Source organism: Streptomyces sp. NPDC000075 (assembly GCF_040301925.1).
GTDB classification, from domain to species: Bacteria; Actinomycetota; Actinomycetes; order Streptomycetales; family Streptomycetaceae; genus Streptomyces; species Streptomyces polychromogenes.
In genome coordinates, this window is record NZ_JBEPFL010000012.1 from 178,351 (window position 1) to 197,462 (window position 19,112).

At 73.8% G+C, this 19,112-nt stretch carries 16 protein-coding genes and 1 tRNA gene; 7 read left to right on the forward strand and 10 right to left on the reverse strand.

Annotated elements, in window-relative coordinates:
- Positions 1-46: 46 nt before the first annotated feature.
- From ABT403_RS16990 to pgsA, 3 genes are read right to left on the reverse strand one after another with little or no spacing between them, the layout of a single operon-like run.
- The gene (locus ABT403_RS16990; RefSeq protein ID WP_344159302.1) at positions 47-1,210 is read right to left on the reverse strand and encodes a glycosyltransferase family 4 protein; all 1,164 of its coding nucleotides are present in this window, start codon (positions 1,208-1,210) and stop codon (positions 47-49) included.
- Positions 1,210-2,112 (reverse strand): phosphatidylinositol mannoside acyltransferase, encoded by a 903-nt coding sequence (locus ABT403_RS16995; RefSeq protein WP_344159299.1) that lies wholly within the window; start codon positions 2,110-2,112, stop codon positions 1,210-1,212. Before ABT403_RS16995 ends, ABT403_RS16990 begins: the two co-directional genes overlap by 1 nt.
- Complete coding sequence (gene pgsA / locus ABT403_RS17000) at positions 2,112-2,774, reverse strand: phosphatidylinositol phosphate synthase (RefSeq protein WP_344159296.1); 663 nt, start codon at positions 2,772-2,774, stop codon at positions 2,112-2,114. Before pgsA ends, ABT403_RS16995 begins: the two co-directional genes overlap by 1 nt.
- A gap of 254 nt (positions 2,775-3,028) precedes the next feature.
- On the opposite strand from pgsA, the gene ABT403_RS17005 reads away from it, so the two are divergent.
- Positions 3,029-5,221 (forward strand): elongation factor G-like protein EF-G2, encoded by a 2,193-nt coding sequence (locus tag ABT403_RS17005; protein ID WP_344159293.1) that lies wholly within the window; start codon positions 3,029-3,031, stop codon positions 5,219-5,221.
- A gap of 258 nt (positions 5,222-5,479) precedes the next feature.
- Positions 5,480-7,162, forward strand: a complete 1,683-nt coding sequence (locus tag ABT403_RS17010) for an AbeC-like domain-containing protein (RefSeq protein WP_344159290.1) — start codon at positions 5,480-5,482, stop codon at positions 7,160-7,162.
- A 26-nt stretch (positions 7,163-7,188) separates the two neighbouring features.
- On the opposite strand, the gene ABT403_RS17015 is transcribed toward ABT403_RS17010, so the two are convergent.
- Complete coding sequence (locus tag ABT403_RS17015; protein ID WP_344159287.1) at positions 7,189-8,565, reverse strand: hypothetical protein; 1,377 nt, start codon at positions 8,563-8,565, stop codon at positions 7,189-7,191.
- A gap of 178 nt (positions 8,566-8,743) precedes the next feature.
- Here ABT403_RS17015 and ABT403_RS17020 point away from each other — a divergent pair, with 178 nt between their 5' ends.
- Complete coding sequence (locus ABT403_RS17020) at positions 8,744-8,959, forward strand: hypothetical protein (protein ID WP_344159284.1); 216 nt, start codon at positions 8,744-8,746, stop codon at positions 8,957-8,959.
- 3 nt (positions 8,960-8,962) lie between these two features.
- Here ABT403_RS17020 and ABT403_RS17025 read toward each other — a convergent pair whose 3' ends face one another.
- Together ABT403_RS17025 and thrS are read right to left on the reverse strand one after the other, a co-directional pair.
- A complete protein-coding gene (locus ABT403_RS17025) occupies positions 8,963-9,523 on the reverse strand; it encodes an HIT family protein (RefSeq protein WP_344159281.1) in 561 nt (186 codons plus the stop codon).
- Positions 9,524-9,601: 78 nt separating this feature from the next.
- Positions 9,602-11,578: a threonine--tRNA ligase gene (gene thrS, locus ABT403_RS17030; RefSeq protein WP_045947885.1), complete on the reverse strand. Its 1,977-nt coding sequence runs from the start codon at positions 11,576-11,578 to the stop codon at positions 9,602-9,604.
- A gap of 224 nt (positions 11,579-11,802) precedes the next feature.
- Between thrS and ABT403_RS17035 the strand changes: the two genes are divergently transcribed.
- Together ABT403_RS17035 and ABT403_RS17040 are read left to right on the forward strand one after the other, a co-directional pair.
- The gene (locus ABT403_RS17035; protein ID WP_344159275.1) at positions 11,803-12,273 is read left to right on the forward strand and encodes a GNAT family N-acetyltransferase; all 471 of its coding nucleotides are present in this window, start codon (positions 11,803-11,805) and stop codon (positions 12,271-12,273) included.
- 104 nt (positions 12,274-12,377) lie between these two features.
- Entirely contained in the window at positions 12,378-13,046 is a 669-nt protein-coding gene (locus ABT403_RS17040; protein ID WP_344159272.1) for a hypothetical protein, read from the forward strand.
- Between the two features lie 36 nt (positions 13,047-13,082).
- Here ABT403_RS17040 and ABT403_RS17045 read toward each other — a convergent pair whose 3' ends face one another.
- Positions 13,083-14,303: a hypothetical protein gene (locus tag ABT403_RS17045; RefSeq protein WP_344159269.1), complete on the reverse strand. Its 1,221-nt coding sequence runs from the start codon at positions 14,301-14,303 to the stop codon at positions 13,083-13,085.
- Entirely contained in the window at positions 14,303-14,881 is a 579-nt protein-coding gene (locus tag ABT403_RS17050; RefSeq protein ID WP_344159266.1) for a DUF4365 domain-containing protein, read from the reverse strand. The genes ABT403_RS17045 and ABT403_RS17050 overlap by 1 nt, the downstream gene beginning before the upstream one ends.
- A gap of 234 nt (positions 14,882-15,115) precedes the next feature.
- On the opposite strand from ABT403_RS17050, the gene ABT403_RS17055 reads away from it, so the two are divergent.
- Complete coding sequence (locus ABT403_RS17055; protein ID WP_344159263.1) at positions 15,116-15,841, forward strand: 3'-5' exonuclease; 726 nt, start codon at positions 15,116-15,118, stop codon at positions 15,839-15,841.
- A gap of 66 nt (positions 15,842-15,907) precedes the next feature.
- Here ABT403_RS17055 and ABT403_RS17060 read toward each other — a convergent pair.
- Positions 15,908-15,979: transfer RNA gene (locus ABT403_RS17060), tRNA-Val, on the reverse strand.
- 38 nt (positions 15,980-16,017) lie between these two features.
- Entirely contained in the window at positions 16,018-16,491 is a 474-nt protein-coding gene (locus ABT403_RS17065; protein WP_344159260.1) for an SRPBCC family protein, read from the reverse strand.
- Between the two features lie 92 nt (positions 16,492-16,583).
- On the opposite strand from ABT403_RS17065, the gene ABT403_RS17070 reads away from it, so the two are divergent.
- Positions 16,584-18,980: an SCO7613 C-terminal domain-containing membrane protein gene (locus ABT403_RS17070; protein ID WP_344159257.1), complete on the forward strand. Its 2,397-nt coding sequence runs from the start codon at positions 16,584-16,586 to the stop codon at positions 18,978-18,980.
- The last annotated feature ends 132 nt before the right edge of the window (positions 18,981-19,112 follow it).

Below are 19,112 nucleotides of genomic sequence, written 5' to 3' on the forward strand. Positions count from 1 at the left end.
TGCCGCCCGCCCGTTCCGCCGGTCACCCCGGTGGTCCAGCCCGGGTCTAACCCTCCCGGGAGAAGCCGAGGCGGGTGCGGAGCGGGACGCGTTCGTCGGCGGCCACCGCCGCCGCGCCGGCGGTGACGGTCTCGTAGACGGCCAGGATGTCCGCGCCGACCGTCGACCAGTCGAAGCGGCGTACGTGCGCCGAGCCGCGGGCGCTCAGTTCCGCGCGCCGGGCCGGGTCGCGCAGCAGGGCGACCGCCGCGGCCGCCAGCGAGTCGGCGTCCTCGTTGGCGAACAGCTCGCCGGCCGCGCCCTGGTCCAGTACCTGGGCGAAGGCGTCGAGGTCGGAGGCGAGGACGGCCGCACCGGCGGACAGGGCCTCGACCAGGATGATCCCGAAGCTCTCGCCGCCGGTGTTGGGGGCCACGTACACGTCGACGCTGCGCAGCAGCCGGGCCTTGTCCTCGTCGGAGACCATGCCGAGGAACTCCACGCGCGAGCGCAGTTCGGCCGGGAGCGAGGCGACGGCCTCCTCCTCGTCGCCGCGGCCCGCCACGAGGAGCCGTACGTCCGGGCACTCGGCGACGATCCGCGGGAAGGCGGCCATGAGCACCGGCAGGCCCTTGCGGGGCTCGTCGATGCGGCCGATGAAACCGAGGGTCTGCCCGCCCCACTCGGGCTTGGGGTCGGCCTCGGCGAAGAAGTCCACGTCGACGCCGTTGGGGATGACGACGGCGTCCCCGCCGAGGTGCTCGACGAGGGTGCGCCGGGCGTACTCGCTGACCGCGATCCGCGCGCTGATCTTCTCCAGCGCGGGCTGGAGGATCGGGTAGGCCGCGATCATCGCCCGGGAGCGGGGGTTGGAGGTGTGGAACGTGGCCACGATGGGCCCCTGCGCCGCCCAGCAGGACAGCAGGCCGAGCGAGGGGGAGGCCGGCTCGTGGATGTGGATGACGTCGAAGACCCCCTCGTGCAGCCAGCGCCGCACCCGGGCGGCCGACAGGAAGCCGAAGTTCAGGCGGGCGACCGACCCGTTGTAGGGCACCGGCACGGCCCGCCCGGCGGAGACCACGTACGGCGGCAGGGGGGTCTCGTCGTCGGCGGGGGCCAGGACCGACACCTCGTGGCCGCTGCGGATCAGGTGTTCGGCCAGGTCGCGGATGTGGAACTGGACGCCGCCCGGTACGTCCCAGGAGTACGGGCAGACGATGCCGATCTTCACTACGGGCGCTCCTCCAGGTCGTCGAGCCACAAGCGCTGGAGCATGTGCCAGTCCTCCGGGTGCTCGGCGATCCCCGAGGCGAAGGCGTCGGCCACCGCCTGGGTCATGGCGGCGGTCTTCTCGGCCCGGGTCCCGTCGCCGGGCACCTCCACCTCGGGGTGGATCCGGCCGTACATCTTCGGGGCGTCCCCGTAGTACAGGGTGACCGGCAGCAGCGCCGCCCCGGTCTGCTGCGCCAGCAGCGCGGGCCCGGCGGGCATCCGGGCGGTGGCGCCGAAGAAGTCCACCTCGACGCCGGAGGACGACAGGTCCCGGTCGGCGACCAGGCAGATCAGCCCGCCGGAGCGCAGCCGGCGCGCGAGGGTGCCGAAGGCGGCCCCGCCGGAGTGCGGCAGGACCTCCATGCCCAGGCTCTGCCGGTAGGCGACGAAGCGGTCGTAGAGGGACTCGGGCTTGAGCCGCTCGGCGACCGTGGTGAAGGGCACGCCGACGTGGCCGGTGACCCAGGCTCCGGCCAGGTCCCAGTTGGCCAGGTGCGGCAGGGCCACGATCACCCCGCGGCCGGAGGCGAGGGCCTCGCGCAGGATGTGGTCGTCCTTTATGGCGACGTCCGTACCGAACCGCCGGGGGTCCATGGCGGGCAGCCGGAAGGACTCCATCCAGTAGCGCATGTACGAGCGCATGCCCGCCTGCGAGAGGGCCCGCAGCCGCTCCGGGCCCGCGTCGGGCACCACCCGGGCGAGGTTGGACTCCAGGCGCAGCACGCTCTTGCCGCGCCGCTTCCAGGCCACGTCCGCGATCTTCCGGCCGAGGGCCCTCGCGGCCGGCTCGGGCAGCTTCTTGACGCCCGCCCAGCCGAGCCCGTAGAGCCCGTCGACCAGTTTGTCCCTGCCCGCCCCCATCAGGCCGCACCGCCCTCGGCGGGGGCCGCCGCGTCGGCCTCGGCGGCCTCACGGCGTACGGTGACCACCCTCTGGACCAGCGTGACGAGCGAGCCCGCCGCCACCAGCCACAGGGCGACGGGCAGCAGGACCCCGATCCACGACGGGACGCCGAAGGTCTGGAGCCCGGACAGACCGGCCGCGACCAGGGAGATCACCAGGCGCTCGGCGCGCTCGACGAGCCCGTTGACGGCGACCGGCAGGCCGATCGCCTCGCCGCGGGCCTTGGTGTACGAGACCACCTGGCCGCTGGCCAGGCAGAAGATCGCCACCGCGCACAGCACGTTGTCGTTCCCGGAGCCCGCGTACCAGAGCGCGAGGCCGCCGAAGATCGCCGCGTCGGCCACCCGGTCGAGGGTGGAGTCGAGGAACGCGCCCCAGCGGCTGGAGACCCCGGCCTGGCGGGCCATGTTCCCGTCCACCAGGTCGGAGAAGACGAAGAGGGTGATGGTGATCGTGCCCCAGAAGAACTCGCCCCGGGGGAAGAAGACCAGCGCCCCCGCCACCACGCCGGCGGTGCCGACCAGCGTGACCGCGTCGGGGCTCACCCCCCGACGGAGGAGAAATGCGGCGAACGGCGTGAGAACACGCGTGAAGAACGCACGCGCGTACTTGTTCAGCATGGCCTTCCCGGAGGGTCGCTGGGCCGCGCGGCCACCACGGCCACCGGCTGGCCCATCGTAGCCAGCACGCCGGGTGCGGGGCGCCCCGCACCCTCCGGTTCGCCGGGCGCAATCCTTCGGCCGTCCCCTGCCGGGTGCCCCTTCACGCCGCCGTCCGTGACCGGTACGACGTATGGACGCAGTGTGACGCCGGTGCAAAGCTCGAAGAACCCCGATCACCCTCCTTCACCGCGACACCGGGAGGCACGAGCATCATGGGACCCACATCACACCAAGCCGGGGCCGCCGGCAGGGCACTGACGGCCGACCGCCCCGACTCCGTACGCAACGTCGTGCTGGTCGGCCACAGCGGCGCCGGAAAGACCACCCTGGTCGAAGCCCTGGCCCTGACCGCGGGGGCCGTGAACCGCGCCGGACGGGTCGAGGACGGGGGCACCGTCTCGGACTACGACGAGATCGAGCAGCGCCGCCAGCGCTCCGTCCAGCTCTCCCTGGTCCCGGTCGAATGGGCCGGAATCAAGATCAATATCCTGGACACCCCCGGATACGCCGACTTCGTCGGGGAGCTGCGGGCCGGCCTGCGCGCCGCCGACGCGGCCCTCTTCGTCGTCTCCGCCGCCGACGGGATCGACGGCGCGACCCGGATGGTGTGGGACGAGTGCGAGGCCGTCGGCATGCCGCGCGCCATCGTCGTCACCCATTTGGAGGCAGCCCGCTCCGATTACTCCCAGATGGCCTCCGTGTGCGGCGAGATCTTCGGCGCCGACGACCCGGACGCCGTGATCCCCCTCTACCTCCCCCGCTACGGCTCCCCCGGCCCCGACGGCCACGCCCCCGTCACCGGCCTGCTCGGCCTGCTCTCGCGGCGCGTCCACGACTACACCTCCGGCGAACGCGCCGAACGCGACCCGGACCCCGACGAGCTCGCCGTCATCGACGGCGCCCGCTCCCGCCTCATCGAGGGGATCATCGCCGAGAGCGAGGACGAGACCCTCATGGACCGCTACCTCGGCGGCGAGGACATCGACCTCAAGACCCTCATCGACGACCTGGAGCGGGCCGTGGCCCGCGGCACCTTCCACCCCGTCCTGATGGCCGCCCCGGCCGCCGACGGCGCCCGCCAGGGCCTGGGCACCGTCGAGCTCCTCGAACTGATCACCGGCGGCTTCCCCACCCCCGCCGAACGCGCGCCCCTCACCGTCACCGCCCCCGACGGCAGCCCGCGCCCCGACGTGGTCTGCGACCCCGCCGGACCCCTGCTCGCCGAGGTCGTCAAGACCTCCTCCGACCCCTACGTCGGCCGCGTCTCCCTCGTCCGCGTCTTCTCCGGCACCCTGCGCCCCGAGGAGACCGTCCACGTCTCGGGGCACGGCACGGAGGACCGGGACCACGAGGACCGGCACCTGCACGAAGCGGACGAGCGGATCGGCGCCCTCACCTCCCCCTTCGGCAAACAGCAGCGCACCCTCGGCACCTGCATCGCCGGGGACCTCGCCTGCGTGGCCAAACTCACCCGCGCCGAGACCGGCGACACCCTCTCCGCCAAGGACGCCCCGCTGCTGATGGAGCCCTGGGCCATGCCCGAGCCGCTGCTCCCCCTCGCCATCGAGGCACACAGCAAGGCCGACGAGGACAAGCTCTCCCAGGGCCTGGCCCGGCTGGTCGCCGAGGACCCCACGATGCGCCTGGAGCAGAACCCGCACACCCACCAGCTCGTCCTGTGGTCCCTCGGCGAGGCCCACCAGGACGTGGCCCTGGAACGGCTGCGCACCCGCTACGGGGTCCAGGTCGACCCCGTCCCCCACAAGGTCAGCCTCCGCGAGACCTTCGGCGCCAAGGCGGCCGGGCGCGGCCGGCACGTCAAGCAGTCCGGCGGCCACGGCCAGTTCGCCATCTGCGAGATCGAGGTGGAACCGCTGCCGCCCGGCAGCGGCATCGAGTTCGTCGACAAGGTGGTCGGCGGCGCCGTGCCCCGCTCGTTCATCCCCTCCGTGGAGAAGGGCGTACGGGCCCAGGCCGCCCGCGGCGTCGCGGCCGGCTACCCGCTGGTCGACGTGCGCGTCACCCTGCTCGACGGCAAGGCGCACTCCGTGGACTCCTCCGACGCCGCCTTCCAGACGGCCGGCGCCCTGGCCCTGCGCGAGGCCGCCGCACAGGTCCCGGTCCACCTGCTGGAACCGGTCGCCGAACTCGACGTCGTCGTCCCCGACGAGTACGTGGGCCCCGTCATGAGCGACCTGGCCGGCCGCCGGGGCCGCGTCGTCGGCACCGAACAGGCCGAACCGGGACGCACCCGGGTCCGCGCCGAGGTGCCGGAGATCGAGATCGGCCGCTACGCCGTCGACCTGCGCTCGGTGTCCCACGGCACGGGCCGGTTCAGCCGCGGCTACGCCCGGCACGAGCCGATGCCCCCGCAGCTGGCGGACAAGGTGCGCGAACAGGCGTAGAAGGGAAGCCTGGTGACATAGCGTCACATCGCACTCCGGCCACCGCCCACCCAACCCGCTTGCGGTGGGCGGTATTTCCCTGTCCCATGACCATGGGGCCGAGTACCCCGTTAGGCTCTTCGGGCGCGACGGGGAGGTCAAGGGGCCACGACGGAGCGCGACCGGCACGACGGCACGACCAGCACGACAGCACAACAGCACGACGAGCACGACAGCACGACCGGCAAAGAGCACAGTGGCACGGCGATGGGGGCAGCGGTGGCGGACGACGGTTTCGACTTCAGGCCCGGAGCACAGATCCCTCTGCAGGGCGGCGGCGGACAGACCGCCGCCACCAACGCGCTCGCCTCCGCCGCGTACCGCGACGGCGGCGGGGACACCGAGCTCAAGGACATCCTGACGGCCAACAGCGAGAACCACCCGGCCTCGGTGAAGGACCCGAAGATCGCCCTTCTCCGGCCCAACCTCGGCGAGGCCTTCTGCCGCGCCGTGGAGGCCCGCACCCTCGGCGCGGGCCGCAAGCCGCTCATCCAGTCCTTCGGCGCCGACCCGCAGACGGTCGTGGAGCACTGCCTGGCCGCCTCCCGCATCCGCCGGGAACGCGACCGCCGGCTGCGCCTGCTCATGCTGGTCTGCGGGGTGCTCTTCCTGCCCGGCCTGCTCATGTGGCTGGGCCTCTTCCAGCTGCGCGAGACCCTGGCCAAGGGCGAGGGCAGGAAGAACACCTGGGTCGGCACCGCCCTGCTGGTCGGCGTCGCGCTCGTGGCCGCCGTCCTCCTCTACCGGGTGGCCTACCGCCAGCCCGGCAGCGGCCTGCTGGAGCTCTACCTGCTCGGCTCCATCGTCGCCCCCGTCCTCGGCTGGTACGGCGCCCGCCGGACCTGCGAGCGGACCGCCGCCGACCTGCGCTCCCGCTGGGACGGCCTGCTCGGCGGCGGTGGCGTGGTCACCGCCAAGATCCCGGAGGCGGTCCCCGGCAACCCGGACGAGAAGGCCCGCGAGGACCTGCGCCACCAGCTGGCGAAGCTCACCGCCGAGGACCACAGCAACTCCGTCTTCTACGCCGGCCCCAAGGGCATCCTCGGCATGGGCACCCGCTGGGGCAGCTGGCAGATGGCGGAGGAGCTGACCCCCAAGACCGAGGGCCACGAGATCCACCCGTTCCGCAGCTGGGACGTCATACGCGCGATCGACACCGAGCTGCGCAAGCTGGAGCGCGGCCCCCTGCACACCGGCGGCTTCCCGCCCGCCTCGATCCGGCACTGGATCGTCACCCCCGTCGGCGAGGGCGCGGCCGAGGTGGCCCGGCCCGGCGGCGAGGACGTGGACACCTTCCAGATCAAGCCGCACGAGATCACCCGGATCTGCAACGAGCAGCAGTTCAGCGCCGGCAACCGGCACTACCTGGGCATCCAGTGGCCGCTCTGGGACGGCCAGCTCGTGATCACGATGCTGGTCACGGTCACCGTGCTCTACAAGACGCTGCGCGTGGACGTCACCGCGCACGCCCTCGGCCCGGTGCACGGCCTGTTCACCACCAAGTCCAAGCCGCCGGTGGTCGAGGTCCCCAAGTCCATCCGGTTCTGGGAGACGGTCGAGCGCCCGCTGCCGCTCGTGGACGCGCGCGAGGTCGTACGCCTCGCCGTGCGCGCGCCCCTGACCTGGTACCCGCCGATGCTGGACTACTTCGGCGGCAAGCTGGTCCTGCCCGAGCCCTTCGGCCTGCGCCACGTCTGGGCGGGCTCGATGTGGCGCCACCGCTTCATGGCGGACGACGCCCTGCGCACGGTGGCCCCGGTCCTGCGCGCGGTGCACGCGGCGGCCTTCAGGGTGCTCGACGAGAACGGCGTGGACACCTCGGCCTTCACCAACCGCTCCTCGATCATGAACGGCCTGATCCAGGAGCCGGCCCCGCGCAAGGCGGACGTGTACGACGCGTAGTGACGCGCGGTGCCGGGCCGCGCGGCCTAGCTCGGACGCTGGCCCTGAGCCTTCTTCAGGAGCTCCGGGAACGGCGTCTCCGCGACCGAGCCACGCACGAGGGCGAGACCGTAACGGTCAGCGGCATGTCCCACGCCGTGTTCGAAGGTCTTGTCCTCACCCGGCCGCGACACGTTCACGTAGAGGTGCGGGTCGTACGGGCTGTGCACCCACCAGACGGTCACGCGCTCCCGGCCTCGCACCACGTTCATGAGCTCACTGCTCTGGGAGATTCCGGACTGATATCTCTTGTAATTGTCAGCCGGCCCCGGCGGATCCTTTTCCTTCCCCTGCTTCACGAGTTCGGACTTCCACTTCCCCGACCCCTCGTAATCGCCGGCCACCTCCAGTCTGTCTTTCCTGACCACGAACGTCTCGGTGTCCACCTTGACGGCTTCGTGGGTGAGCGTTTCGGGGTGCTCGATCTCAGCGACCACATCCACCGAATAATCCTCTTTCGGATTCAGCGTCCGCCCCGGAGGGTCGATGAACTCGCCAGGGCTCATCACCTGGTACCTGGGGTACCCCTCGTTCGCGAGCCGGTATTTGATCCAGTAGATGCTGCCCAGCACGTAGACCGGCACCTGGCCGACGTTCTTGATCTGCAGACGGACCCGCAGGTACATCTTCCCCTTCTTGTCCAGACTCGGCGTTCCGAATGCAGCCGTACTCTCCACCAGCGGATACGCCACGGAAGGAACGTAGACGGACCCATATGCCAGATTGGTGACGACGAGGAGGGTGGAAACGGTCGCACCGATCGCGATGTGCCTGGGATTGTGGAGCCTCTTCCACACCCGCCCGCGGACGACGAGCACCCACAGGGCCCAGAAGGACCAGAGCGCGAGAGCCGTCCAGATCAGCACGTACCACGGAAACGACCCGTTGAGGACGTGCAGCAGGAGCAGCCCGAGGCTCGCGAGCAGGGCGATCGAGGCTCCGAGCAGCAGGACCGGCCCGGACTGGGCCGCTCTCCGCCTGCCCCAGTAGTCGAAGGCGGCCAGCACGCAGAACGCCTCCACCACCCCTGCGGCCAGCAGCACGAAGCCTGCCATCCTCCCGGCGAAGGTGAGCGCGTCCACGGCGTCCTTCGCGCCGATCTTGACGAGGACGGACGCGGTCCCCAGGAGGCCGACCGCCATGAGGACGCCGGTGACGCGTCGCAGCCAGGTGCGGTCCGGCCAGACGGTGCTGTCGCCGCCGCGCCATTCGACGCCGTCTTCCAAGCCCAGACCGGCCTGACGCAGGACTTTGCCCAGTTCATTGAGGTTCCGCACCGTGCCGGCGGTCTTGCCGTCGATCACGACTTTCCGCAGGCCGATGTCATCGGGTGGACCCACGAACGCCGCGGGAGTGTTCGTCATGGCACCAGCCTGCGGCCGCACTTGGGCGCACGCCCCCGGAGCCCGGTCACCCGGAGCACCTCCCGCGCGATGACGGGACCACGACCCTCACCCGAATGGAGTAACAGGATGCGCACCTGGACGCCCGGCGGGGCGAACCTGGTGACGACCGCCGTCGCTCGCCTTTCGGGAGGTCCCGATGCGTACACGACTCGCCGGTTTCACCATCGCCGTCGTACTGGCCGCTCTCGGCCCCGTCAGCCCTGCCGCGCACAGTGCCGTGGCGGCACCGACGCCGGCGCCCAGCGTCGACGGCAAGACCTGTGAGGACGGCCAGGGGAAGGTGGTGTACGACTCCACCACCGGCGGCTGGGTCTGCGCCGGCGGCAAGCAGGACGGCAAACCCGTCGTCTGAGACCTAGTCGTTCGGCCAGGCGTCGGAGAGCATCTGGCGGGTGTCCGCGAGGAGTTGCGGGAGCACCTTGGTGTGCCCGACGACCGGCATGAAGTTCGTGTCGCCGCCCCAGCGGGGCACGATGTGCTGGTGCAGGTGCGCGGCGATGCCGGCGCCGGCGGCGGAGCCCTGGTTCATGCCGATGTTGAAGCCGTGCGCCCCCGAGGCCTTGCGCAGCGCGACCATGGCCCGCTTGGTGAGGTCGGCCAGCTCGGCCGTCTCGGGGCCGTCGAGCTCCGTGTAGTCGGCGACGTGCCGGTAGGGGACGACCATGAGGTGGCCGCCGTTGTACGGGTAGAGGTTCAGCACGGCGTAGACGTGCTTGCCTCGCGCGACGATCAGGCCGTCCTGGTCGGACATCTCCGGGATCCCGCAGAAGGGACACCCGTCCCCGGCCTCCGGCCCGGTCGGCTTGTTCTCGCCCTGGATGTAGGCCATCCGATGAGGGGTCCACAGCCGCTGGAACCCGTCGTGCGTGCCCACACCGTTCTGCCGCTCCGGCTCAGTCGTCATAGGACGCAGCATATGACCTCGTCCGGAGGAACGAGGAAGGCCCCCGGAAAGTGATCACCTGGTGATCACTTCCGGGGGCCTGCGCCGGGATCAGACCTGGACGCGGTCGGCGACGACCTTGGCCAGCTTCGCCAGCGCCTCGTCCTTCGGGATGCCGTTCTCCTGCGAACCGTCGCGATAGCGGAAGGAGACGGTGCCGGCGGCCATGTCCTCGTCACCGACGATGATCATGAACGGGACCTTGAGCTTCTGGTGGTTGCGGATCTTCTTCTGCATCCGGTCGGAGGAGGCGTCCACCTCGACCCGCAGGCCCTGCTTCTTCGCCTCGGCGGCGAACTCCTGGAGGTACTCCACGTGCCCGTCGCCGATCGGGATGCCGACGGCCTGGACCGGGGCCAGCCACGGCGGCATGGCGCCCGCGTAGTGCTCCAGCAGCACCGCGAAGAACCGCTCGATCGAGCCGAACAGCGCGCGGTGGATCATGACCGGGCGCTGGCGGGAGCCGTCGGCCGCGGTGTACTCCAGGTCGAAGCGCTCCGGCAGGTTGAAGTCCAGCTGGACGGTCGACATCTGCCAGGTGCGGCCGATGGCGTCGCGCGCCTGCACGGAGATCTTCGGACCGTAGAACGCGGCGCCGCCCGGGTCGGGGGTCAGCGGGAGGCCCTGCTTCTCGGCGACCTGCTGGAGGACCGCGGTGGCCTCCTCCCAGACCTCGTCCGAGCCGACGAACTTCTCCGGGTCCTTGGTGGACAGCTCCAGGTAGAAGTCGGTCAGACCGTAGTCGCGCAGCAGGTTCAGCACGAAGGTGAGGGTGCGGTCGAGCTCCTCGGCCATCTGCTCACGGGTGCAGTAGATGTGCGCGTCGTCCTGGGTGAAGCCGCGGGCCCGGGTCAGGCCGTGGACCACGCCGGACTTCTCGTACCGGTACACGGTGCCGAACTCGAACAGGCGCAGCGGCAGCTCACGGTAGGAGCGCCCGCGCGCGTCGAAGATCAGGTTGTGCATCGGGCAGTTCATGGGCTTGAGGTAGTAGTCGGTACCACCGTCGAGCTGCATGGGGGGGTACATGCCCTCCGCGTACCAGTCCAGGTGGCCGCTCTTCTCGAAGAGGGCGCCCTTGGTGGCGTGGGGCGAGTAGACGAACTCGTAGCCCTCCTCCTCGTGCCGGCGGCGCGAGTAGTCCTCCATGGTCCGGCGGATGATGCCGCCGCGCGGGTGGAAGACGGCGAGGCCGGAGCCGATCTCGTCCGGGATGGAGAAGAGGTCGAGCTCGTTGCCGAGCTTGCGGTGGTCGCGCTTCTCGGCCTCGGCGAGGAAGTCGAGGTGGGCCTTCAGCTCCTCCTTCGACGGCCACGCGGTGCCGTAGATGCGCTGGAGCATCGGGTTCTTCTCGCTGCCGCGCCAGTAGGCGGCCGCGTTGCGCATCAGCTTGAACGCCGGGATGTTGCGGGTGGTGGGCAGGTGCGGACCGCGGCAGAGGTCCTTCCAGCACAGCTCGCCGGTCTTGGCGTCGAGGTTGTCGTAGATGGTCAGCTCGCCGCCGCCCACCTCGACGTTCGCACCGTCGTCGGTGGACGCGGAGCCCTTGATGCCGATGAGCTCCAGCTTGTACGGCTCGTCCGCGAGCTCCTCGCGGGCCGCCTCGTCGGAGACCACGCGGCGGGCGAACCGCTGCCCGCGCTTCTGGATCTCCTGCATCTTCTTCTCGATGGTCTTGAGGTCATCGGGAGTGAAGGGCTTGGCGACGTCGAAGTCGTAGTAGAAGCCGTCGCGGACCGGCGGGCCGATGCCCAGCTTGGCCTCGGGGAAGAGCTCCTGCACGGCCTGCGCCATGACGTGCGCGGTCGAGTGGCGCAGGATGTTCAGGCCGTCCTCGGAGGAGATCTCCACCGGCTCGACGGTCTCGCCGTCACGGACCTCGTACGAGAGGTCCTTCAGCTCACCCGCGACGCGCGCGGCGATGACGGTGCGCTCGCCGGCGAACAGCTCGGCCGCCGTAGTGCCCGTGGTCACCACGCGCTCGTCCCGCTCGGAATCGCGTTGGATGATCACACGGACGTCTGACACCGGTTTCTCCTGAAGTCTGGGGGCCCCTTCCCGGCGGCAGCCGGGCGGGGAACGCGCCGGTGGTCCCGGCGCGTGTGAATCGTACCGAGCGGAGCGGCCGCGCCGCTAAACGGTTATGCCGGGCGCCTGCCCGGCGGGCCGCGGAAATCCCGCCGCGCGGCGCCGGGGCGCGCGGGTAGCGTGGCCGGGCCGTGTCCGCCGCGCCCCGAAGGGACCCCTCCCCCATGCCGAGCACCCTCGTACGTCCGCTGGACCTGACCGACGAGGCCACCGCCGTCGCCGTCCACCGGATCGGCCGGGCCGCGTACGCGGTGGAGGCGGAGCTGATCGGGTTCGACGGGATCCCCGCGCTGGGCGAGAGCCTGGAGGAGATGCGGGGACGGCCCCTGCGCTGGCTGGGGGCGGTGGCGCCGGACGGGGGCGTCGCCGGGTTCCTGGCCTGGGAGGAACCGGAGCCCGGCGGCCCCGTCACCCTCGACCGGCTCTGCGTGGACCCGTCCCGGTTCCGCGGCGGCGTGGCCTCGCTGCTGCTGCGGCACGTGCTGGAGGAACTCTTCCCGGGCCGGCCGGTGGAGGTGACCACGGGCGCCGCCAACGCCCCGGCGGTGGCCCTGTACGAGCGCCTCGGCTTCCTCCGGGGCGCGGACTTCTCCCCGGTCCCGGGCCTGCGGATGGCCTCGTTCACCCACGGTTAGTCCGTCCTCCCTCCCACGGGCGGGCCCGGCCCCGGGGAACCGGTTCACCGGCGGCCCCGTCCCAGGGACGCCCGAAGCAGAGCCGTCCAGGGGATCGAGGGACCATGCGCCGTACCGCCGTCACGCTCGCCTGCCTCGCCACCGTCACCGCCGCGCTGGCCGGAGGCTGCGGCAGCGCCGCATCCGGCCCGGCGACTCCCGCGCCGCTCCCCCCGTCGGGGGCGGCACCCGCCTGTCCGGGGGTCGGGCGCCCGGCACCGGCCGCGCCGCCCACCACCGTCGACGGGACCCCCGCGAACACCCCCGAGGCCGCCCGCCTCTCGCAGGCCGTAGGGGCGCAGGGCCGGGGGGCCTTCGCCGACGTCTACGGGAGCCACGTCACGGACCAACCGCCCGGCCGGGTCGCGCTGTGCGTCACCGACCTCGGCCGGGGGCGGCTGCTGCTGGAGGCCGCCCGGAAGGCGGATCCGGCCGTCGATCCGGGCCGCGCCGACCTTTACCTGAGCCGCTACACCCGGCGCGCGCTGAACGAGGCCGTCGCCCGGCTGACCGCCGACCGGGCCCGCCCGGCCTTCCCGCTGTACAGCTTCTCCGCGGCCTCGGACGCCTCAGGGGTGGTGGTGACGAGCACCGCCGACGGTGTCGCCTCGAAGGAGCTGAAGGCCCACCTGGAGCGGCTCACCGGCGGCGTCCCCGTCACCGTCGAGCGGGGCGACCCCGTCACCGCCGCGGTGGGCGGCCCGGCCGCGCACGCCGGCGACCCGGCCCCGTGAGCCGCCGCAGGCCGCAGGCCGCAGGCGCTCGCGCGGTCAGTCGTCCGACGGGAGGACGTCCTCGGGGTCGAAGGCCGCGTCCAGGGACTTCATCAGCCGGTCCCGCTCCACCTCGTCCAGCGGGACCGGGGTGACGTCCGAGGCGTCGGCCAGCCGCCGGAAGCCGCCCCTGCGCGAGAGCCTGCCGCTGATCCGGACCGGGAGCCCGGCCAGGTGCGCCTGGACCGCCGTCCGGTACGCCTCCTCCCCGAGCGCGGCCCGTACGTACGGCACCTCCGCCCCGGCCAGTACCCGCAGCCGGACCGTCCCGCCGCCGCCGGACTCCGCCCGGCGCATCCGCACCACGGCCCCGGTCAGCCGTACGGGGACGGCCGGCTCGGACCGGGTGTAGCGGGCGGAGGCCTCGCGCAGCACGGGCAGGTCGCCGGGCGAGAACTCCACCGGCTCCGGCCGGGCCGCGCACCCGGCCGGCACCCCCGCCGCCGGGGCCCAGGCCAGTGCGATCCGGGCCCCTTCGGAGCCCTGGACGAGGGCGATCAGCGCGTCAGCGAGCTCCCGGCTGACCCCGGCGGCGACGGCCGCGTCGAAGGCCTCCATGCCGCCGGTGGCCCGCTGGTAGTCCACCGCCTCGCGCGCCGCGTGCAGGGCGTGGTGCAGCCGCGTCACCAGCCCCCGCCCGCCGTCCACCGGGACGTACGCGGCGAGCCGGCGGCCGTCGGGCCCGGGTCCGACCAGCACCTCGTCCAGGGCCCGTTCGGCCTGGGCCCGGTGCCGGGCCCCGTGGTAGCCGGCGCGGGCGCGCTCGGCGAGGGCCCCGGCCAGCAGCAGGCGGCGGGCCGCCGAGCGCAGCCGCTCCTGCGCCGTCCAGGCGGCCTCGCCCTGGAACCCGTACGGCGCCTCGGGGATCTCGCGCTCCCACCGGACCTCGTCGCTGGGCACGCTCAGCCCGAACAGGACCTCCCGCGCCGAGGGCAGCCCGCTGCGGGACAGCGCGGTCAGCGCCTCCTCCAGCAGGTCCGCGCAGTCGGGGAAGGTCCGCGTCTCGGGGACGAGGAGGCTGGTGCCGCCCTGCCCGGGCGGGGTCCAGCGCCCGTAGCGGCCCGCCGCCCCGCCGCGCCGCAGCCAGCCGTGCCGGTGCAGCAGGGCCCCGAGGACCCGGGGGTCGACCCGGGCGGGATCGGGGGCGGCGGGAACCGCGGGCCGCACGGGCGGCAGCGGGAGCGGAAGTGGTTCCAGGCGCGGTGCGTGACGGTCCATCAGGGTGTCCCTCCCGACCCGACCCGGGTCATGATCTCGCACAGCGCCCGGTCGTCGAAGATCCGCGCGGTCGGGATCCGTACGGTGGTCCGGCGCCGGCCGGTCACCGGGTGCCCGGCGAGGTTGGTCCAGTAGCAGCAGTGCCGCAGGTCGAGCCGGTCGTGCCCGGCGCTCAGCCACTGCTCCCGTTCTCGCGGCACGAGCATCACCACGAGGATCTTGTGCACGGCGACGGGCGTGCGCGCCAGCTTCACCAGGTGCTCGTTGTCCAGGGTGAAGCCGAAGGTGGGCCCCGCCGGACGCGGCGGGATCTGGTAGGTCGCCTTCAGCTGCACCTTGATGGTGACCTCGTCGTCGACGACGTGCTCGGGCGCGCCGTGGCTGACGTGCCAGTCGATCCCGTTGTCCGGGAACGGCTGGGACAGCGAGCAGCCGGCGGCGGCCGCGACGGCGTGCAGGTATCCCACCTGAAGGGTCTCCATACAGGCGGTGGTGGCGAGTGTGCCGCGCAGCGGACCGGATCTCGCTCCGGTGTCCGCGTCCAGCACCCCGCCCGGTTCGGGCTGCGCGAGCGCCATGGCCGGCTCCCCATGCCTTCCGGGCTCTGCCGTGGGTGTGGTGGTGGTGACGGATGCGGGGTGACGGCCGGTCACGTGTACGACCCCCCAGGGGAGTTGTCTCCGCACCCGGCTCGCCGCAAACGGCGTACGGGGTGAACGGCCCGGGTATCACGGAATCGGCGGGGGCGGCAAGGTCCCGGGGCGCCGACGCCCGGTACGCCCCATCTGCCGATCGGGGACGAGGAGTTCGCCATGACACGCTGGTACGAGGGGCCGCTGGCCGCCTTCGACACGGAGACCACCGGGGTGGACGTCGAGCAGGACCGGATCGTGTCCGCCGCGCTCGTCGTGCAGGAATGTGCGGGCGGCCGGGTCCGCGCCACGCGCTGGCTGGTCAATCCCGGCGTCCCGGTGCCCCCGGGCGCCACGGAAGTGCACGGCCTGACCGACGAGCACCTCCAGCGCAACGGCCGCTGGCCGGCTCCGGTGGTCGAGGAGATAGCCCGTGCGCTGGGCGAGCAGCAGCTGGCGGGGAGGCCGGTGGTGGTGATGAACGCCCCGTTCGACCTGACGCTGCTGGACCGGGAGTTGCGCCGGCACCGGGCGTCGTCGCTCGCCCGGTACCTGGACGACCGGCCGCTGACGGTGCTGGACCCGCGGGTGCTGGACAAGCACCTGGACCGCTACCGCAAGGGCCGCCGGACGCTGACGGACCTGTGCGCGCACTACGGGATAGAGCTGGAGGGGGCGCACGACGCCTCGGCGGACGCGATGGCCTCGCTGGAGCTCGTACGGGCGGTGGGGCGCAGGTTCGCGGCGCGGCTGGAACGGCTGACCCCGGCGGAGCTGCACCAGCTCCAGGCGGTCTGGCACGCGGCGCAGGCGCGCGGGCTGCAGGCGTGGTTCGCGCGGCAGGGCACGCCGGAGTCGGTGGATCCGCACTGGCCGCTGCGTCCGGAGGTACAGGCGGCGGCCTGAGCCCGCCGAAAGCGGCCGTGGAATGCGGAAGGCCGGTCCGTCATCAGACGGACCGGCCTGTCCCGGTGGGCGATACTGGGATCGAACCAGTGACCCCTTCGGTGTGAACGAAGTGCTCTCCCGCTGAGCTAATCGCCCGGGAACGCACTGAACAATACAAGAGCCTCGGGGTCTGTTCAAACCGCTTCAGGCGGAGCGGTCAGCCGGGCCGCGAGGCCGCGCCGCCCGGCGCGCATCATCAGCGCGTGGTTGAGCCGCAGGACGGGCCGTCCCGCGAGGGCGAACCGCCTCAGCAGCGGGGCGCGCACCTCGACCTCCTGCTCGTAGAGGGCCCGGGTGCGGCCGGAGTCCGGCCCGCCGCGCGGGCGCACGGTCCAGCGGGCCCAGCCGTCGAGGTCCCCGCCCAGCGCCACTTCCAGGAGGCCCCGGCCGGGATCGCGGAGCAGGCCGGTGAGGGTGACGTGGATCTCGTACGGGAGGACGGAGCGGATCACGGCGGTCCCGGAGCGTTCGTCGGCCGGGGTGACGCGGCGGACCTGCGGCCACCAGCCGGGGTAGTGCCCGGGGTCCGCCAGCAGGGAGTAGACGCGGGCGGGCGGGGCGTCGAGGTCCCACACGCTGCGGAAGCGGTAGTGCGTCCAGCGGGGCATGGTCCCAGTCTGGCCCTCCGGGCGCGTACTCAGGGGCGATCTGAGTACGCACACCCATGTCCTGACGGCGTGACGGGCGCCACACTCCGGCTATGGACACCCCTCTGCCGCCGGCCCGTGAGCTGGCGCTCATCGACGCCGAGCTGACCCAACTGGACGCCCGGCGGGCGTACTTGCTGGCCCGCCGGGACTGGCTGCTGCGGCTGCTGTGGCCGTCGGGCCCGGCGGGGGCGGGCGCGTTCGGTCCGCCGGCCGCGCCGTTCTCCCCCGCCGGTTCCGCCGGTTCCGCCGGTTCCGCCGGTTCCGCCGGTCCCGCCGCCGCCCAGCCGAGCGGGCAGCCGAGTGCGCAGAACGTGCTGCTGGTGCTGGGCGCGGTGCTGCTGGCGGTGGCCGCGCTGGCCTTCACCCTGGTCAGCTGGGGCTCCCTGGGCATCGGCGGCCGTTCGGCGGTGCTGGCCGCGGTGACGGCGGCGGCGCTGGCGGCGCCCGTGGCGCTGCTGCGGCGGGGGCTGCGTTCGACGGCCGAGTCGGTCGCGGGGGTGGCGCTGGCGCTGACGGTGCTGGACGCGTACGCGGTGCGCGCGGTGGGTCTGCCCGGCAGCGACGGCCCCGCCTACGCGGCGTGGGCCTCGGCGGTGCTGGCGGGGCTCTGGGCGGGGTACGGGGCGGCGCTGCGCGGGCTGCGGCTCGCGCCGATGGCCGCGGTGGGGGCGGCTCAGCTGCCGTTGCCGCTGGCGGCGGTCTCCGCCGGGGCGGACCTGACGGGGGCCGGCTGGGCGCTGCTGGTGACGGCGGCGCTGGACGCGGGGCTCGCGGTGGCGGTCGTACGGCGTGCGGTGCGGGTGCCGGCCTGGGTGTGCGCGGGGGTGCTGGGCGGTTCGGCGTCGCTGGCGGGGCTGGCGGGCTCGCTGGCGGCGCCCGGGGCGGCAGGTCCGGCGCTGCTGCTGGCGGCGGGGGCCCTGCTGGGCGTGGCGGTGGCCTGGCGGGAGCTGCGGGCCTCGGCGGCCGCGGTGGCGGGCGGCCTGGCGGCGGTGTCGGCCGCGGGTGCGCTGGTGCCGGCCGGGACGGGTTCCGTGTGGTGGCCGGTGGCGGTACGGGTGGCGGCGGGGCTCGCGCTGGTGACGGCGGTACGGGTGGACGCGCTCCCGGAGCGGGTACGGCGCGGGCTGGCCGGGGCCGGGGCGGGGGTGGCCGCACTGGCCGCGCTGGCGGGGCTGCCGGCGGTGCTGTGGGTGGCGGTGTCGCACCCGGCGGCGCCCGGCGGGGTGTGGGCCCCGACGGCCGTGCGCCCGGACGCGGCGGGGACGGGCCTGGCGGTGACGCTGGTGCTGGCGGCCGCCGCCTTCGGCGCCGTCCCCCGGGACGCCCCCGGCCTGCCGGGCCCGGTCGCGCGGGCGGTGGCGGTGGTGTGCGGGTGGGCCGGGCTGTTCGTGGCGCCGGCCGGGGCGGGGCTGCCGGTGGCGGCGCTGCTCGTGGCGCAGCTGGCGGTGACGGTGGCGGCCGGGGCGGTGGCCCTGCGGGCGGCGGGGCCGGCGGTGGCGTGGGCGGGAGCCGGGTGCGCGGGGGTGGGGGCGCTGGGGGTGTCCCTGGCGGCGCTGGACGGCCGTGTGGCGACGTTCTCGGTGTTCGGGGCGCTGGGTGCCGCCGGCGCGCTGGCTGCGGCGTACGGGGGCGCCCGCGTGGCCGTGCGGGGTGCGGGGGCGGTGGCGGCCGTCGGGTACGCGGCGGCGACGGTGGTGGCCCTGGGCGCGCTGACGGACGCGGCGCCGGCCTGGACGGGGGTGGCGGTGCTGGCCGTGCCGGCGGTGGCGGTGGCCCTGGGGCCCCGGCTGGGGGTGGTGCGGGCCCCGGCGGAGGCCGCGGGGGCGGGGGCGGGGCTGCTCGGGCTGGCCCTGACGGCCGGGGATCCGCCGGTGACGGCCCTGGTGCTCGCGCTGGGCGCGGTGGTCTGCGCGGCGGGAGCGGTGCGGGCCGACCGGCGGGGGCTGGGCTGGGCGGCGGGGGCGCTGGGGGTGGCGGCGGCCTGGGTGCGGCTGGGGGCGTCGGGGGTGGCGGTGCCGGAGGCGTACACGCTGCCGGTGACGGTGCTGGCCCTGGGCGTGGGGCTGGTGCGCCGCCGCCGGGACCCGGGGGCCTCGTCCTGGGTGGCGTACGGGCCGGGGCTGGGGGCAACGCTCCTGCCGGGCGTGGTGGCCGTCTGGGGGGACCCGTACTGGCCCCGCCCGCTGCTGCTGGGCGCGGGGGCGCTCGCGGTGACCCTGGCGGGGGCGCACCGCAGGCTCCAGGCCCCGCTGCTGCTGGGCGGGGTCGCCCTGGCGGCGGTGGCGGTGCACGAACTGGCCCCGTACGTGGTGCAGGTGGTGGGCGTGCTGCCGCGCTGGCTGCCGCCGGCGCTGGCGGGACTGCTGCTGCTGGCGGTGGGGGCGACGTACGAGCGGCGGCTGCGGGAGGCCCGCCGGCTCCGCGAGGCCCTCGGCCGGCTGCGCTGAGCGGCCGGGGCCGTACCCGGGCCCGGGTACGACAGCGGCCCCGGAGATTCTCGCGAATCTCCGGGGCCGCTGCTCCGGGTGGGCGATACTGGGATCGAACCAGTGACCCCTTCGGTGTGAACGAAGTGCTCT

Coding starts and splice junctions, on each gene's coding strand:
- pgsA (WP_344159296.1), bottom strand. CDS start 2,774: ATGCTGAACAAGTACGCGCGTGCGTTCTTCACGCGTGTTCTCACGCCG.
- ABT403_RS17025 (WP_344159281.1), bottom strand. CDS start 9,523: ATGCTGCGTCCTATGACGACTGAGCCGGAGCGGCAGAACGGTGTGGGC.
- ABT403_RS17055 (WP_344159263.1), top strand. CDS start 15,116: ATGACACGCTGGTACGAGGGGCCGCTGGCCGCCTTCGACACGGAGACC.
- ABT403_RS17050 (WP_344159266.1), bottom strand. CDS start 14,881: ATGGCGCTCGCGCAGCCCGAACCGGGCGGGGTGCTGGACGCGGACACC.
- ABT403_RS17065 (WP_344159260.1), bottom strand. CDS start 16,491: ATGCCCCGCTGGACGCACTACCGCTTCCGCAGCGTGTGGGACCTCGAC.
- ABT403_RS17005 (WP_344159293.1), top strand. CDS start 3,029: ATGGGACCCACATCACACCAAGCCGGGGCCGCCGGCAGGGCACTGACG.
- ABT403_RS17015 (WP_344159287.1), bottom strand. CDS start 8,565: ATGACGAACACTCCCGCGGCGTTCGTGGGTCCACCCGATGACATCGGC.
- ABT403_RS17020 (WP_344159284.1), top strand. CDS start 8,744: ATGCGTACACGACTCGCCGGTTTCACCATCGCCGTCGTACTGGCCGCT.
- ABT403_RS17070 (WP_344159257.1), top strand. CDS start 16,584: ATGGACACCCCTCTGCCGCCGGCCCGTGAGCTGGCGCTCATCGACGCC.
- ABT403_RS17035 (WP_344159275.1), top strand. CDS start 11,803: ATGCCGAGCACCCTCGTACGTCCGCTGGACCTGACCGACGAGGCCACC.
- ABT403_RS16995 (WP_344159299.1), bottom strand. CDS start 2,112: ATGGGGGCGGGCAGGGACAAACTGGTCGACGGGCTCTACGGGCTCGGC.
- ABT403_RS17045 (WP_344159269.1), bottom strand. CDS start 14,303: ATGGACCGTCACGCACCGCGCCTGGAACCACTTCCGCTCCCGCTGCCG.
- ABT403_RS17040 (WP_344159272.1), top strand. CDS start 12,378: ATGCGCCGTACCGCCGTCACGCTCGCCTGCCTCGCCACCGTCACCGCC.